Annotated in this window: 14 protein-coding genes and 1 riboswitch; of the genes, 8 read left to right on the forward strand and 6 right to left on the reverse strand. The window is 64.8% G+C overall.

From position 1 onward, the window contains the following. Nucleotides 1–107: 107 nt before the first annotated feature. The 8 genes from mtnK to LB526_RS19955 all read left to right on the forward strand — a co-directional run bounded on the left by mtnK (nt 108) and on the right by LB526_RS19955 (nt 8166). Nucleotides 108–1376 (forward strand): S-methyl-5-thioribose kinase, encoded by a 1269-nt coding sequence (gene mtnK, locus LB526_RS19920; protein WP_224544319.1) that lies wholly within the window; start codon nt 108–110, stop codon nt 1374–1376. Continuing rightward, a complete protein-coding gene (mtnA, locus tag LB526_RS19925) occupies nt 1373–2467 on the forward strand; it encodes an S-methyl-5-thioribose-1-phosphate isomerase (protein ID WP_224544318.1) in 1095 nt (364 codons plus the stop codon). Before mtnK ends, mtnA begins: the two co-directional genes overlap by 4 nt. 235 nt (nt 2468–2702) lie before the next feature. Further along, nucleotides 2703–2856, forward strand: a riboswitch (FMN riboswitch). A gap of 80 nt (nt 2857–2936) precedes the next feature. Beyond that, a complete protein-coding gene (locus LB526_RS19930) occupies nt 2937–3404 on the forward strand; it encodes a 6,7-dimethyl-8-ribityllumazine synthase (protein WP_224544317.1) in 468 nt (155 codons plus the stop codon). Nucleotides 3405–3563: 159 nt separating this feature from the next. Further along, nucleotides 3564–4628, forward strand: coding sequence for a class II fructose-bisphosphate aldolase (gene fba, locus LB526_RS19935; protein ID WP_095768796.1), 1065 nt, complete (start codon nt 3564–3566; stop codon nt 4626–4628). A 144-nt stretch (nt 4629–4772) separates the two neighbouring features. Further along, the gene (locus LB526_RS19940; RefSeq protein ID WP_224544316.1) at nt 4773–4931 is read left to right on the forward strand and encodes a peptide ABC transporter permease; all 159 of its coding nucleotides are present in this window, start codon (nt 4773–4775) and stop codon (nt 4929–4931) included. A gap of 106 nt (nt 4932–5037) precedes the next feature. Further along, nucleotides 5038–5763 (forward strand): MgtC/SapB family protein, encoded by a 726-nt coding sequence (locus tag LB526_RS19945; RefSeq protein ID WP_095768797.1) that lies wholly within the window; start codon nt 5038–5040, stop codon nt 5761–5763. Between the two features lie 101 nt (nt 5764–5864). Further along, complete coding sequence (locus tag LB526_RS19950; protein ID WP_224629372.1) at nt 5865–7865, forward strand: protein-L-isoaspartate(D-aspartate) O-methyltransferase; 2001 nt, start codon at nt 5865–5867, stop codon at nt 7863–7865. A gap of 100 nt (nt 7866–7965) precedes the next feature. Next, complete coding sequence (locus LB526_RS19955; RefSeq protein WP_095768799.1) at nt 7966–8166, forward strand: hypothetical protein; 201 nt, start codon at nt 7966–7968, stop codon at nt 8164–8166. 22 nt (nt 8167–8188) lie between these two features. On the opposite strand, the gene LB526_RS19960 is transcribed toward LB526_RS19955, so the two are convergent. From LB526_RS19960 to LB526_RS19985, 6 genes are all read right to left on the reverse strand, one after another. Continuing rightward, nucleotides 8189–9424: a VWA domain-containing protein gene (locus LB526_RS19960; RefSeq protein ID WP_140844271.1), complete on the reverse strand. Its 1236-nt coding sequence runs from the start codon at nt 9422–9424 to the stop codon at nt 8189–8191. Continuing rightward, nucleotides 9417–11675, reverse strand: a complete 2259-nt coding sequence (locus LB526_RS19965) for a DUF5682 family protein (RefSeq protein WP_224544314.1) — start codon at nt 11673–11675, stop codon at nt 9417–9419. The genes LB526_RS19960 and LB526_RS19965 overlap by 8 nt, the downstream gene beginning before the upstream one ends. A 3-nt stretch (nt 11676–11678) precedes the next feature. Next, nucleotides 11679–12758, reverse strand: coding sequence for an ATP-binding protein (locus tag LB526_RS19970; protein WP_224629373.1), 1080 nt, complete (start codon nt 12756–12758; stop codon nt 11679–11681). 19 nt (nt 12759–12777) lie between these two features. Further along, nucleotides 12778–13983: a DUF5691 domain-containing protein gene (locus LB526_RS19975; RefSeq protein ID WP_224629562.1), complete on the reverse strand. Its 1206-nt coding sequence runs from the start codon at nt 13981–13983 to the stop codon at nt 12778–12780. Between the two features lie 230 nt (nt 13984–14213). Further along, nucleotides 14214–15092, reverse strand: coding sequence for a hypothetical protein (locus LB526_RS19980; RefSeq protein ID WP_224629375.1), 879 nt, complete (start codon nt 15090–15092; stop codon nt 14214–14216). Continuing rightward, nucleotides 14999–15613, reverse strand: a complete 615-nt coding sequence (locus LB526_RS19985) for an SWIM zinc finger family protein (protein ID WP_224629377.1) — start codon at nt 15611–15613, stop codon at nt 14999–15001. Before LB526_RS19985 ends, LB526_RS19980 begins: the two co-directional genes overlap by 94 nt. Nucleotides 15614–15672 lie beyond the last annotated feature (59 nt).

The raw sequence follows: 15672 nt of genomic DNA on the forward strand, positions 1-15672 counted from the left end.
CTCATTCGGCAATTGTCAACACGATTGACATTTGCCAGAGCGCTTCCTAGCTTGGCCCCGCCGCTGTGGCTCCGCTATCGTCGGAAACCACGCGCAGGAGGGAGAGCATGACCGGGAAGTTCGAAGCATTGTCGGTGGAAACGCTGCCGGAGCGCCTTGGCGAGACTGCGGCCCTCACGGAGCGCATCGGCAAGGACACTAGCCGCTGGAAGGTACAGGAGGTCGGCGACGGCAATCTCAACCTCGTTTTCATCGTCGAAGGCGACAAGGGTGCCGCGGTGGTCAAGCAGGCGCTGCCCTATGTGCGGCTGGTCGGCGACAGCTGGCCGCTGCCGCTCAAACGCTCGTTCTTCGAATATCATGCGCTGACCAGGCAGGAGCGCCGTGCGCCCGGCTCGGTACCGGCGATCTACCATTTCGACGAGAGCCAGGCGCTGATCGTCATGGAGTATCTGGCGCCGCCGCACATCATCCTCAGGCGGGCGCTGATCGACGGCCGCGAACTACCGAACATCGCACGCGACATCGGCCTGTTCATGGCGCGCACACTGTTCCGCGGCTCCGACCTGTCGATGGTGACGAAAGAGCGCAAGGCCGATCTTGCGCTGTTCGCCGACAATGTCGAGCTGTGCGACATCACCGAGAACCTGGTGTTCTCCGACCCCTATTTCGATGCCAAGATGAACCGGCATACCTCGCCGCAGCTCGACGGCCTGGTCGCCGAGCTGCGCGCCGACCGCGACCTCAAGGTCGAGGCGCAGCGGCTGAAGCATCTGTTCGCCGCCAATGCCGAGACGCTGCTGCATGGCGACCTGCATTCCGGCTCGATCATGGTGACCGACAGCGAGACCCGGATGATCGATCCGGAATTCGCCTTCTACGGCCCGATCGCCTTCGACGTCGGCATGCTGCTCGCCAATTTCTGGATGGCCTTCTTCTCGCAACGCGGCCACGAGGAGAAAGGCGGCCGCGACTCCATGCGCGCCTATCTGCTCGGCGTCACGGCTGAGACCTGGGCGACCTTCCGCGCCGAGTTCTCGCATCTGTGGCGGACCGAGCGCAGCGGTATCCTCTACCAGAAGAGCCTGTTCGAGGATCAGGGCGATCTGCTCGGCTCCGAGCAGGCGCTCGACCATATGCTGCACTCCATCTGGACCGACCTGCTCGGCTTTGCCGGCATCGAGGTGCACCGGCGCATCCTGGGTCTCGCCCACAATGCCGATTTCGAGACCATTGCCGATCAAGACCTGCGCGCCAGATGTGAAGCCAAGGCTTTGCGCTTCGGCCGCCATATCGCCGTCAACCGGCGCCAGATCCACAGCATCGACGAGGTCAACAAGCTGGCCGCGCTGATCGAACAGGAGAAGAGCCTTTGAACGTCGGCGAACGCCACTATCGCACCATCTGGCTCAGCGACGACAAGCGCTCGGTCGAGATCATCGACCAGCGCTGGCTGCCGCATGAATTCCGCATCGAGAAGATCGGAAGCGTCACCGGCATCGCCACCGCGATCCGCGACATGTGGGTGCGCGGCGCGCCGCTGATCGGCGTCACCGCGGCCTATGGCGTTGCCATCCAGATGATGGACGACCCATCGGACGAAGCGCTCGACGCGGTGTGGGAGACGCTGCATAGGACACGGCCGACGGCGATCAATCTGCGCTGGGCGTTGGACGAGATGCGCCAGCACCTCAAGCCGCTCGCGCCTGCAGAGCGTGCCGAAGCGGCCTACAGACGGGCCGCCGAGATCGCCGATGAGGATGTCGGGCTGAACCGCGCCATCGGCGAAAACGGGCTTGCGATTATCAGGCAGATCGCGGCGAAGAAGAAGCCGGGCGAGAGCGTCAACATCCTCACCCATTGCAATGCGGGCTGGCTGGCGACGGTCGATTACGGCACCGCCACCGCGCCGATCTACCTGGCGACCGAGGCCGGCATTCCGGTGCATGTCTATGTCGACGAGACGAGGCCGCGCAACCAGGGCGCCCAGCTCACCGCCTGGGAAATGGCGGGACACGGCGTACCGCACACGCTGATCGTCGACAATGCCGGCGGCCACCTGATGCAGCGCGGCGACATCGACATGGTGATCGTCGGCACCGACCGCACCACGGCCGATGGCGATGTCTGCAACAAGATCGGCACCTATCTCAAGGCACTCGCGGCCGCCGACAATGACGTGCCCTTCTATGTCGCGCTCCCCTCGCCCACCATCGACTGGACCGTGGCCGACGGGCTGAAGGAAATCCCGATCGAGGAGCGCTCCGGCGACGAGGTTTCGCTGGTGTGGGGCAAGACGGCCGACGGAAAGGTCGCGCAGGTGCGGGTCTCACCGGATGCGACACCGGCGGCCAATCCGGCATTCGACGTGACGCCGGCGCGGCTGGTCACCGGGCTCATTACAGAGCGCGGCGTGGCGAAGGCCTCGCGCGAGGGGCTGAAGGCAATGTTTCCGGAGCGTGGGTAATTAGCTGATCTCCCCAGCACGTCGTCATTCTCGGGCTTGACCCGAGAATCCATGCCGTGACCTCCGTCATCGAGCGCAACGGTGCAGAATTCTGTAACCGTTGCAATGCCTTAGCGCCACGGCATGGATCCTAGGGTCTGCGCGCGTCGCTTCGCTCCTTGCTCCGCCCTAGGATGACGACCGCGATGTCATCGCCAGTTGACACTATTGCCCTGCCCTCCCATAAAACCTGCGTTAATGTTCTCAGGGCGGGGTGAAAGTCCCCACCGGCGGTAAGGGCGATTTTCGATCGCTCAAGCCCGCGAGCGCCTTCCAACCTATCGGAAGGGTCAGCAGATCCGGTGCGATTCCGGAGCCGACGGTTACAGTCCGGATGGAAGAGAACGATCGCAGGAGACGGCTCCGCTCGCGCGGGCCGCGTTTTTGCGTCGTGCGTCCTGATTCTGGTTCGAAACGGAAGGAAGGACCCATGAATCAGCATTTCCCCAAAGACCATACTGCCCATCGTGTCGCCGTCGTCCGGGCGCGCTGGCATGCCGATATCGTCGACCAATGCGTGCAGGCCTTCGAGGCGGAGCTTGCCGCGCTCGGCGGCTTTGCCGTCGAGGTCTTCGACGTGCCGGGCGCCTATGAGATCCCGCTGCACGCCAAGACCCTTGCCGAGACCGGCCGTTACGCCGTGATCCTCGGCACCGCCTTCGTCGTCAATGGCGGCATCTACCGGCACGACTTCGTGGCGAGCGCCGTCATCGACGGCATGATGAATGTGCAGCTCGTGACCGGCGTGCCGGTATTGTCGGCGGTGCTGACGCCTCACAACTACCATGACAGCGCCGAGCATCACCGCTTCTTCCACGAGCATTTCACCGTGAAGGGCAAGGAAGCGGCGAAAGCCTGCGTCGAGATCCTCGCCGCCCGCGCAAAGATCGCCGCCTAAGTCCGAAGCGCCGGATTTCAGCCCTGCAACAAGAATTGCGACCGAAAAGGCTCCGAAAGGTTGCGGTAGCTCCGAAATCCGGCCAGAAGCAACGGGGCCGCCCGACGCCCGGGCGACCTTTTCAAACACGGGCTCGAACCAGATACGGGAGACTATTCGTTGGCTCGCATCACACTGAGACAATTGCTCGACCATGCTGCCGAACATGGCTATGGCGTGCCTGCCTTCAACATGAACAATATGGAACAGGGCCTCGCTATCATGGAGGCGGCGGAGGAGACCAAGTCGCCGGTCATCCTGCAGGCCAGCCGCGGCGCGCGCGCCTATGCCAATGACGTGGTGCTGGCCAAGCTGATCGACGCGCTGGTCGAGATCCATCCCGACATCCCGGTCTGCATGCATCTCGACCACGGCAACAACGAAGCGACCTGCGTCACCGCGATCCAGTATGGTTTCACCTCGGTGATGATGGACGGCTCCCTGAAGGAGGACGGCAAGTCGCCGGCCGACTACGCCTATAATTCCGGCATCACGCGGCGCGTCGTCGACATGGCGCATTGGGGCGGCGTCTCGGTGGAAGGCGAGATCGGCGTGCTGGGTTCGCTGGAGAGCGGCGGCGGCGAGCAGGAAGACGGCCACGGCGTCGAGGGCGCGATCAGCCACGACCAGTTGCTGACCGATCCGGTGCAGGCCGAGCAGTTCGTGCGCGACACGCATGTCGACGCGCTGGCCGTCGCCATGGGCACCAGCCACGGCGCCTATAAATTCTCGCGCAAGCCGGACGGCGCGGTGCTGGCGATGAACGTGATCGAGGAGATCCATCGCCGCCTGCCCAACATGCATCTGGTCATGCACGGCTCGTCGTCGGTGCCGGAGGAACTGCAGGAGATCATCAACAAATATGGCGGCCAGATGAAGCCGACCTGGGGCGTGCCGGTGGAGGAGATCCAGCGCGGCATCAAGCATGGCGTGCGCAAGATCAACATCGACACCGACAACCGCATGGCGCTGACCGGCGCGATCCGAAAAGTGCTGACCGAGAACCCATCGGAGTTCGATCCGCGCAAATATCTGACGCCGGCCATGGCCGCGATGAAGAAGCTCTGCAAGGAGCGCTTCGAGCAGTTCGGCACCGCCGGCAACGCCTCGAAGATCAAGCCGATCCCGCTGGCCGACATGGCCAAGCGCTACAAATCGGGCAGCCTCGACCCGAAATTCGGCTGAGCCAACTTTCCCGCGGCCGGTTTTCGGCCGGTCGCGGTAGCCGGCCCTGCCTCGCCTCAGCATCCGCGTGGCGGAACTTCATGCCGGCCAAAACGGTTCCTGCTCTGACGCCTCCCGTGCCCGCTCACAGGGAAGGAGACAACCATGAGCAAGGACCGCGACAGCGAAGGTCCGGTGTTTTCGGGGCAGGGCGCGCGACAGGGCGAAATCATCCTGCGCACGCGCACCCGTCGCATCATCTTCATCGCCGGGCTGGTCGGCATCGTCGTGCTGGCGCTGGTGCTGAGCATTGCCGTCCGGTGAGGCGATTCGCGCATGATAGAGTAGCGGCCAGGGAACCATCGGCGGCCAAGCCTAGTTGAGCATTCCAGACGCAACGGAGGGCGCGCTTAGGCTGCCCCGACGGACCATGCTCACGCCGCTTTGCTGCGACATGCCGCTTCATCCGACATGGCCGGACCTCGTCGCGCGGCTGCTGGTCACGGTGCTTGCAGGCTTCCTCATTGGCCTGAACCGCGAGGCCCGCGGTCATTCCGCCGGGTTGCGGACGACCATCCTGGTCGGCCTTGCGGCCTGCGTCGCAATGGTCCAGGCCAACATGCTGCTCGGTGTCTCGGGCAAAGGACCGGACTCCTTCGTGCGCATGGATGTGATGCGTCTTGCCCTCGGCGTGCTCACCGGTGTCGGCTTCATCGGCGGCGGCGCTATCTTGCGACGCGGCGATCTGGTCACCGGCGTCACCACCGCCGCCACGATGTGGATCATGACCATGATCGGCCTTGCCTTCGGCGGCGGTCAGTACGGCCTCGGCGCGATCGCAACCGTGCTGACGCTGGTGACACTGCAGGCGCTGAAATGGGTCGACCTCAAGATCCGGCGCGATCACAAGGCAATCCTTTCGGTCTCCTGGCCGAAAAACGCGCCGCCCGACCTCCAGGAAATGGTGCGGCCGCTTGGCTACAGTGCCCGCTTCGTCGGCATGGAGCATGACGCAGACCGTGAGCGCTTTGTTTATTCCTTCAACATTCTGTGGAAGCAGCCCGACGCTATTCCACCTTCGACCGACGTGCTGACGCTTGTCGGCGAGCATTGCGCGGTCGAGCGCTTCGAGGTGATCAGCGAGAAGCCGTTCTAGTGTCGTAACGGAGGATGCTTGAAATCGTCCCGGACATGAAACTTTCCCGCCCGCAGATGGTTCTGGGCAAGATGGTACTTGTCCATGATCGGTAGGCATTGATGGCCGAACTTTCTCTGACGCGCGGCCGGATGGTCGATGTCCAGATCGCCCAGCGTGGAATTCATGACCGCCGGGTTCTGGAGGCCATGCGGGAGGTTCCACGCGAGGTCTTTGTCGACCCCGATTTCGAGGAATTCGCCTATGAGGACACCCCTCTGCCGATCGGCAAGGGTCAGACGATCTCGCAACCCTTCATGGTCGCCTACATGATCGAAGCCGCCGAGATCGATCCTGGCGACCGCGTTCTCGAGGTCGGCACAGGTTCGGGCTACGCGGCGGCAGTGATGAGTCGTGTTGCAGCCCGCGTCTACACGATAGAGCGCCATGCGATGCTCGCCGAAATCGCCCGGCAGCGGTTCGAACGCCTCGGTTACGACAATATCGAGGTTCGCGCCGGCGACGGCACCAAGGGATGGAGCGACGCCGCTCCGTTCGATGCCATATTGGTGGCCGCAGCCGGTCCCGGCGCGCCGCTGGCGCTTCAGGAACAGCTCGATGTCGGTGGCCGTCTGGTGATCCCCGTCGGCAAGGAGGTCGACGACCAGCGGCTGCTGAAGGTCACCCGAACCGGCGCAACGACCTACGAGGAAGAAGACCTCGGTGGCGTGCAGTTCGTTCCGCTCATCGGCGAACAAGGCTGGGCGGAACGGCCTCGATATGGAGCCGATCGACCGGCTGTGGTCACGCCGCAGCCGCGCGAAAGAAGCCTGCCGGAGATGATCGCGGCCGCCGCCGAGCCGCTGCCGGATTTCGAAGGCCCGGTCTTCGGCGATCTGTTCGACCGCTTCGCGGACCGGCGTGTTGTCCTTCTCGGCGAGGCCAGTCACGGCACCTCCGAATTCTACAAGGCGCGCGGCGCGATCACGCGTCGGCTCATCGAAAAGCATGGCTTCAGCATCGTCGCGGTTGAGGCGGACTGGCCGGATGCTGCGGCCATTGACCGCCATGTCCGCCATCGGCCGCCGCGCGCGGCCACAGAGCCGCCATTCCAGCGCTTTCCCACATGGATGTGGCGCAACACCGATGTCGACGCATTCGTCGGCTGGATGCGGGATCACAATGGAGGCCTCGACGATGTAAACCGCCGGGCCGGCTTTTACGGTCTCGACATCTACAATATGAGCGCGTCGATTGCGGCCGTCCTGCGCTATCTCGATCAGGTCGATCCGGATGCCGCCGCCGCTGCGCGGCAACGCTATGGCTGCCTGACGCCGTGGCAGAAAGAGCCTTCCACATACGGGCGCGCCGTGCTCACCGCCGGCTATCGCAAATGCGAACAAGCCGTGCTGGAGCAATGTCAGGAGCTGCTTGCAAGACAGCTCGACTACGCTCGACAAGACGGCGCCGACTTTCTCGATGCCACGCAGAACGCAAGGCTGATCGCAGCCGCTGAACGCTACTATCGCATCATGTATTACGGCGGGGCGGAATCCTGGAATCTCCGCGACACGCACATGTTCGAGACGCTAGAGCATCTACTCGAGGCGCGCGGCTCGGACTCAAAGGCCGTCGTCTGGGCCCACAACTCGCATATCGGCGATGCCCGCTTCACCGAGATGGGAACGATCAGGCAGGAGTTGAACATCGGCCAGCTCTGCCGCGAGCGCTTCGGCGACCAAGTGGCGCTGATCGGCTTCGGCACCCATTCCGGAACGGTGGCCGCGGCTTCCGATTGGGACGATCCGATGCAGGTCATGCGGGTGCGCCCTTCGCATGCGGACAGCTACGAACGGCTCTGCCACGACAGCGGGGTGTTGCGGTTCCTGCTCGATATGGACCGCGACGCCGCGCTGAGACATCGCCTGCTGGAGCGGCGGCTGGAGCGCTTCATCGGCGTGATCTACAGACCGGAAACCGAACTGCGCAGCCACTATGCCGATGCCTCGCTGCCGAGACAGTTCGACGCCTTCGTCTGGTTCGACAAGACGAAAGCGGTGACGCCGCTTGGGCCGGAGCATGCCAGGACCGGTGTACCCGAAACCTATCCGTTCGGACTTTGACGAAGTCGGAGTCTCGGAACGGGGCGGCGGCCAATTGGGCTCGGAACATTCGCTTCGGCCAATCAGTTCCTCATCCAGCAAATCTTGGAAGGAGCCTGCCATGAGCACCAAGCATCTCAAATCGCGCAAACCGAGCGACGCCGATCTGGAAAACAATCCAGGCATCGGAACGTCAAAGGGCAGCATCAAGGAAGGCGATGATCTCGAGCTCGGCGAGAACACGACCGAAGGCGACGTCGAGAACGACACAACGGCCAGCGGCGGCATCAATCCGCGGCAAAAAATGCGCACGAACAAATAGAGTCTAAAGCCAGGCGCGTGCCTCACGCATCCGTTTTTGGCTCTTCCGCGTCGGCGCGAACGAGCTTGATGTCGGCCCCTGCCGCCCAGGCGCCGATGTCCTCGCGGCGCAGCGCCGCCGCCATCATGTCGGGGAAGTGATCCGGCGTGCAGGCAAAGACCGGAATGCCCAGCGCCGCGACCGAGCCGGCCATGGAAGGGTCGTAGCCGGGGCGGCCTTGGTCGGTAAGCGCGAGCAGCACGACCACGTTGACGCCCGACCGCACCAGCGTCGCCAGCCTTCGCAGAAGCTCCTTGCCGTTGCCGCCCTCGTAGAGATCGGTGATCAAGATGAAATGCGCCTTGGTCGGCCGCTCGATGCGCTCGGCGCAATAGGCGACGGCCTGGTTGATATCGGTGCCGCCGCCGAGCTGGACGCCGAACAGCACCTCGACCGGATCGCTGAGCTCTTCCGTCAGATCGACGATGGCGGTGTCGAAACATACGAGTTTGGTGCGCACGACTGGCAGTGACGCCATCACGGCGGCAAAAATCGAGGCGTAGATGACCGAGCTTGCCATCGAGCCGGACTGGTCGACGCAGAGCGTTACCTCGTCGAGATCGACCAGCCGCCGCTGGCGGCGCATGAAGCCGACCAGCTTTTCCGGCACGACGGTCTTGTGGTCCGGCTGGTAGTGGCGAAGGTTCGCCGTAATAGTGCGCGGCCAGTCGATGTCGCGCTGGCGCGGGCGGTTGGTGCGCCGCGACTTATCGAGCGCGCCACGGATCGCCTCCGCGGTCTTCTGCTCCAGACGCTGCATCAGCTTCGCGACAATATCGGTAATGATCGAGCGCGCGATGTCCTTGGTCTTGTCCGGCATTGCCGAGCGCAGCGAGATCAGGTCGGCGACGAGATTGACGTCGGCCTCGATCGCCTTGAGGAATTCCGGCTCCATCAGCATCTGCTTCAGGTTCAACCGCTCGAAGGCATCCTTCTGCACGACTTGCACGACCTGCTCGGGGAAGAAGGAGCGGATGTCGCCCATCCATTGAGCGACGCGCGGCGCCGAGCGGCCAAGCCCGCCACGCCGCTTACGCGGATCGCCGGCGGTGTCGCCGCTGCCGTCGCCATAGAGCGCGTCGAGCGCCGCAGACAGCCGCCGATCCTCGGCCGAGAGCGCCGACGATGTCTCCTCGTCGGCGCCGATCGCCAGCCGCCAGCGACGCTCCCGATTGTCCAGCGTCTGATCGAGCTCCGGCCCAGTCGCTTCGTCAGCCATGGCGGGGCTCCCCTGCGAGCAGCTTTCCAAGAAGGGCAAAATGCCTGCGCCAGGCCTCGCCGCCGTCCGGCGCCGGCGTCAGCCCGGTGGGCAGGCTCGCTCTCTTGCCAAGCACGGCCTCGATCAGGCGCCGGCGCTCCATGCTGTCGAGGTTGGAAAAGACGCGGCGCAGCAGCGGCAGATGCGCCACGAAAGCTTCCTCTTCCAGCGAGGCCAACCAGGTATCGACGGCGCCGCGCAGGCCCTCGTCGTAGATCAGCCTCTGGCCGGCGCCGCTGAAAAAGCCTTCGAAGAATGCCGCGGCATCGGCAACGGGCGTCCCCGGCGACAGACGCTTTGCGAGCAGATTAGCGGTCGCCTCGGCGGAGAGCCGGCCGTGCTCGTAGAGCAGATGCGCGGCGCAGCCGGCGACGAGCGCCGTCGAGCGCGATGAATCGAGCACGGCAGCCAGACCGTTGCGCCAGGCCTCCAGGACATGCTCGTCCGGTTCGACCAGCCTGATCGCCTCGTCGGCCTTGCGCAACGCGGCCATCAATGCCGCGGCGGCCTGCGCGTCGAGGTCGCGCGCCGCATAAGGCAGCGCGATCGATCCTTCGATGATCAACCGTTCCAAGAGGCCGGCGAGGCGTTCGTTCTCGGTTTTGCGCGCCTCGCCGTAGCGGATGATGTCGGCCAGCGGCGGCACCGAGGCCAGCAGCTCCAGGCACTCGCTGCTGTGCGCCGCCTTTTCCTCCAGCGCCGCCAGCCCGGCGGCGGACGCCTCGCTCAGCCCCGCCGTGATCGCGTTTTGCACCAGTGTGGCAAGCGTATCCAGTGTCGCGGCCGCGCCGATCATCTGGATCAGGCGGCCATTGGCGGCCTTCTCGATGGTCGGTCCATAGACCAGGTTCTCGACCAGGCGAACCGCATATTCCGGTTGCCAGGCTAACATCCAGCGCTCGCGGAACGTGCCGCGACTGCGGCCGACATCCGTCAGCCTGCCCCAGTTGACGCCAAGCACATTCAGCCGGTGCAGCAATGTCGAGCGGAAGAGCCCGCTCTCGCTGCGCAGGTCTACGGAAAGTTCCCGCTCAAGGGCCTCGGGCTTCAGCCGGGCCGCCTTCTGGTTGCGCTGCAGATCATCGATCAGTGGGGCAAGCGGCGTGTCTGGCGGAATCTCGCCGACATCGGCGCCGAGCAGCAGCTCGGCCTCGACCATCTTCCACAGCAAAGCCTCGCCGTTGAAGAGCGCCGAGACCGAGGCGTCGCGCAGTTCCTCGAAGCCGGGCTTCGGCCTGTCGCGGATGGCGGCGAGCGCGCGAGCCAAGCGCTCTGCCTCGATCAGAGAGGCCGTGGAAACCATATGCCCCTTACCCCTGAGCACCGCGGCGATCCGCGCCAGCCAAAGGACCGAGGCATCATCGCGCCCGCGCGTCGCCCACAGATGCTTGCACCAGCCGGGAGCGACGACGCCGGCGCCATAGCCATAGCCCAGCGCCAGGCGCGGTCCGGTCCATGGCGCGAAGGTCATCGTGGTCTTGCGTCGGCCGATGCCCTTGAGCAGCGCCTGGTCGCTCTTTTGCGTGTGCGCCGCCCGAAGGGCCGGCACGTGCCACGCGCCGCAGACGACGGCCAACGGTCCGTCGAATTCCTTTCGCGCGGCGGCGATCTCGAGACGCATATGCGCCTCGCGCATCGCCTCGAAGTTGCCGATCGCGCCCTCGCCGTCGCGCAGCGTCGTCATCGCGTCGGCAATGGCCGCGAAGATCGGGCCGGGTGCAGGATTCTGCTCGATGATATCCGACCACCAGCTCTCGCCGTCCTCGTAGCCGGCGGCGCGCGCCAGGGTGCCGATCGGATCTCGGATGCGTTCGGCCTCCTCGCCCTGCTCTTCCGTCGCCTCCGCTTCGGCCCCATCGGCGTCCGTCGCACTTTCAGTCGTCTTCTCGGCCAACCGCGCCGCCGACGGCAGGTCGATGAAGCGAAGCGCCGCTTTGTTGGCTACGGCCCACAGCGCCGCCTGGTACTCGGGCGAGAATTCGGCGAAAGGCCAGAACCTCGTTGCCGCGGGATCATCCTCGGGATAGCAGAGCAGCGCCACCGGCGGCTTCATGTCGGGGCTGGCGAGCAGCGGCAGCAGCGGCGTGGCATCCACCGGCCCCTCGATCAGCACGGCGACGGGCCGCAATTCCTGCAACGCCTTGACCAGGCTCTCGGCGGAGCCCGGCCCGTGATGGCGAATGCCGAAATAGCTGATGCCGCCCTCAATCATCGCTCAGATGGCCGCGTTGAGCGCCGCGTAATAGCCGGCATAGTCCGGCCGCTTCTTGAGCACCGTCTCCAGATATTCCTCCAGCACCACCTTGTCCTGCACCGGATCCTTGACGATGGCGCCGACAAGGCTCGAGGCAAGGCCCGCGGCGTGAAGCTTGCCGTCGTCGAACCAGGCCGCCTGACTGAGGCCGCCGACCATCGTGGCGATCGCCTCGGCGGTGGACAGCGAGCCCGACGGCGTCTTCAGCGTCACCTTGCCGTCGGCGGTGGCGCCCGAGCGCAGCTCACGGAAGATGGTGAGCACGCGGGCGATCTCCTCGCCGACATTCTTCGGCACCGGCAGGTCAAGCCCACCGGCCATCTCGCCGACGCGCCGGGAGACGATGGAGACTTCCTCGTTCATGTCCTCAGGCAAGGGCAGCACCACGACATTGAGGCGACGCTTCAGCGCCGAGGAGAGCTCGTTGACGCCCTTGTCGCGGTTGTTGGCCGTGGCGATGATGTTGAAGCCGCGCTGCGCATAGATCGAAGTGTTCAATTCCGGCACCGGCATCATCTTTTCCGAGAGCACGGTGATCAGCGTGTCCTGGACGTCGGAGCCCATGCGCGTCAATTCTTCCAGGCGACAGAGCTTGCCGTCCTGCATGGCGCGGTAGAGCGGGGTCGGCACCAGCGCCTCCTGGCTCGGGCCCTTGGCCAACAGCTGGGCATAGTTCCAGCCATAGCGGATCTGGTTTTCGTCGGTGCCGGCGGTGCATTGCACGACCAGCGTCGAGTTTCCCATGATGGCGCCGGCGAGATGTTCCGACACCCAGGATTTCGCTGTCCCGGGAACGCCGAGCAGAAGCAGCGCCCGGTCGGTAGCCAAAGTGGCGACCGCCGTTTCCATCAATTGCCGGCGGCCGACATATTTCGGCGAAATCACCGTGCCGTCGCTGGCCTTGCCGCCCATCAGATAGGTGAGCACTGCTTTGGGCGACAGGCTCCAGCCGGCAGGCTTCTGACGGTCGTCGCCGCGCGCCAGCGCCTGCAGTTCCGACGCATAGATTTCTTCGACCGGAAGGCGGATGGCTGCGTTCATGCGATCGTCTCCAGTTTGATCATCTGTGGGATTGGTTCTGGGCAAGCGCCGCGTTGAGCCGCAGCAGACCGAGCGATGGCGATGCGGGCGGCAAGCCTGCGGCAACGACCTCGCCGATCAATTTTTCCGCCGTCGCCGCCGTGGCGAGAAAACCCATGGTTTCGAGATACTGCTCGGCGCTTCGTTTCATGATGTCGTTGTCACCCGAGACGGCGGCACGCAGCGCCGAAAGCGCCTTGCCGCTTGTGAGGTCGCCCCATTCCAGCCAGCCTGCTTCCGCGCCTTCAACCAGGGTGAGCGCGGCCAGATTTTGAGCGTCATTCAGGATCTGCCTGATCAGGAGACGTTTTCTGCCGCCGTCCAAACGCAACATGAGCTGGAGGACGAGAAGCGCCAACCTGCCGCCGGCGGCGACGAGCAGGTCCGCCAAACAAGCCACCGCCGCATCGCCGCCGGACGCCGAGACCATTCGAACGAGAAAGAGGTCGGCATTATCATCGACGCCAAACTGCCATGCCCCGATGAAATCGGACTCCGTCTTGCCGCAGTGAGCGACGAGATCGCCGAAATAACAGGACGCGAACAAGTCGGCGCGACGTGCCTGTTGCGCGGGCGACTTGATTTTTATCGGCGCATAGGTGGTGCGGCGCCGGATGAAGCCGGATTTGCCTTCCTCGATGAAAGCGGCGAGCTCGGCTATCGGATTCTCCGGTCCGCCATCAGTTGGATTGCCAGGTTCGCCCAACCTTGCCAGGAGCCGGCCGGCCATTTCGCGCACTTTGCCGGAGCGATCGGCGGACAAGCTCTTCAGAAACGGAACGTCATCGGTACCAAGGCCGAAACGCATGAGTTCGACAAGTGGAAGCCTGACCTCCGCCGGTTCGCTTGTCCCTTTGGTCTCGATGAGAGTCCGCGCCAAGGCAGGCCTGGTGCGCCGTAAATCGATCAAGGCAATACGGCGCGCGGCTGGATAGAAGTCGTCCCAGGTTTCCGCCGTCAGTTGCTCGCGGCCGGACCGTTTTTCGCCTTCGGCGCCTGCCTGCCAGTCGATCCAAGGCGCATAGACTTCCGGACTGTCCTGATCCGTCGCAGCGGGCATCCAGTCCATCGGATGCAGCACGAAGCCTCGGCTGGCGACGAGCGTGGCCACGCGGGTCTTGAGCCTCGCATCGGCTGCATATTTCAGTGCGGCACGCAGCGATGGCCGCAGCCGTTCGGGAAGCATCGGCAAGGCCAGCAATGGCAGTGGCGGACGGCGTTTCAAGGTTTTCGGCGCCGCCGGGCGAAGCGCGACATCCAGCGCCTGCGCGGCAATGGCCAGCAGCCGCCGCTCCTGCTCGTCCGGATTGGCCGCCGCCGCGACTTCCTTCCATTCGACGGGAGCAAATTCGAAAGCAGCGCCGCCGGAAATCCAGCCGTCGCGCAGCCTCGCCAGCGCTGCCTGATCGAGCTCGTTCACGACAGGTCGAGCCTCCCCATGCTGCTTTGCGAAGCCAGAAGCTCGAGCCTAGCGCCATTCCAGAGCGCGGCCGTCACCGCGAGGTTGAGACCGAGCAAGGTTTGATTAACCGAACCCGCGACAGGCAAGGCGATGCCATGCGGATCGTTCGCCGCCTGCCACCAGGCGCCGTCCCTTTCGTCCAGCGCGATCGCGCCGGCCGGCAGGATGAGCGGGCAATCGGACAGCCAAGGCGTTTTGTCCTGGAATACGGAATAAGCGGCGAGCGGATCGGTCTCGGCGCCGCCGGCGAACGCCGGCCATGCGCCAGGCGACGCGTCGCCCAGCCGCTCCGCGACCAGCGCCCTGAGCGGATTGCGGGATGGGTAGAACACCAGCCTCGCCTTGAAGCGGTCCCCGGGGGCAAAAGCGCCGGAGCGCCGCCCCGCTGATGCCGGGAAGAAATCGAGCAGGAGTGCAAATCGTGGAGTTGGACTCCTGAGATCGAGCAACCAGGTGGCGTGGCTCACAAGGCCGTCGCGCCGCGTCTCGATCTTTTCGCCAAGCACCTCCCAGTCGCTCTCGACCCGGACGGCATCGGGGTTGGCGAGGATCTGGTCGCGCGTCTCCGACGTCGAGACCAGGCGCTTCAATTCGGCATCGTCGGGCGCGGCACGCCAGGCCTTGCCGAGCAGCACCAGCTTGCCGAGCTCGCGGATCGCGGCGTCCGGGCGCTCCTCGCCGCGCAGCGCCATCAGCCGCGCCGGCAACTCGTCGATGCGCCCGGCGAGCGTCGTCGCCTTCAGATCGACAAGACGGCCGCGATGCGGCGGCAGCGTTCGCTGCTGGCACCGACAAAACCGGCGAGACCGAGCCGAAGCTGGTCGGCGATCCATTGGTCGAGCTCATCGAGCGCCGCAGAAACCGCGCTGCGCGTGTCCTCGGCCCGCTTGCGCTGCGCGGCCTCGCGGCGTTCGGCGGCAGCAGCGTCCTCAACAGGAGCGATCTCTTCCGGCCGCGATGCCTCGTCAATGCTTTTGCCTTCCGCGCGCGCGGGCGCTTGCGCCGGCGGCTGTCCTGGCTTGCGGCGCCGGCCGAGCCAGTCGTTCACCCAGTCGGGCGTCTGGTCGACACGCGCGAAGCTGTCGGGTGCCGTGGCATCGATCCACGCCAACGCCAGTATGTGCTTGCACGGAAATTTTCGCGACGGACACGTGCATTTATAGCCGTGATCGGAGGTATCGAATGCGACCCGGTACGGGTTGGATCCCGAGCCCTGGCATTCGCCCCAGATGAGCGGAAGCTGCTCATGTGCTTCAAGCCTCGGCCAGTTCGACCGCTTGGTCAGCTTGGCCGCGGCGCCAAGCGAAGCCTGATCGGGGGCCAATGCCTCGATTGTCTTCAAATCCAGCTGCAAGCCGCGCGCCTCTCACCACCCCGAGCAATGACGTCGCAACGATTGATAGCCGTTTGCGG

Source organism: Mesorhizobium sp. CA6, from assembly GCF_020165035.1.
Classification (GTDB): domain Bacteria; phylum Pseudomonadota; class Alphaproteobacteria; order Rhizobiales; family Rhizobiaceae; genus Mesorhizobium.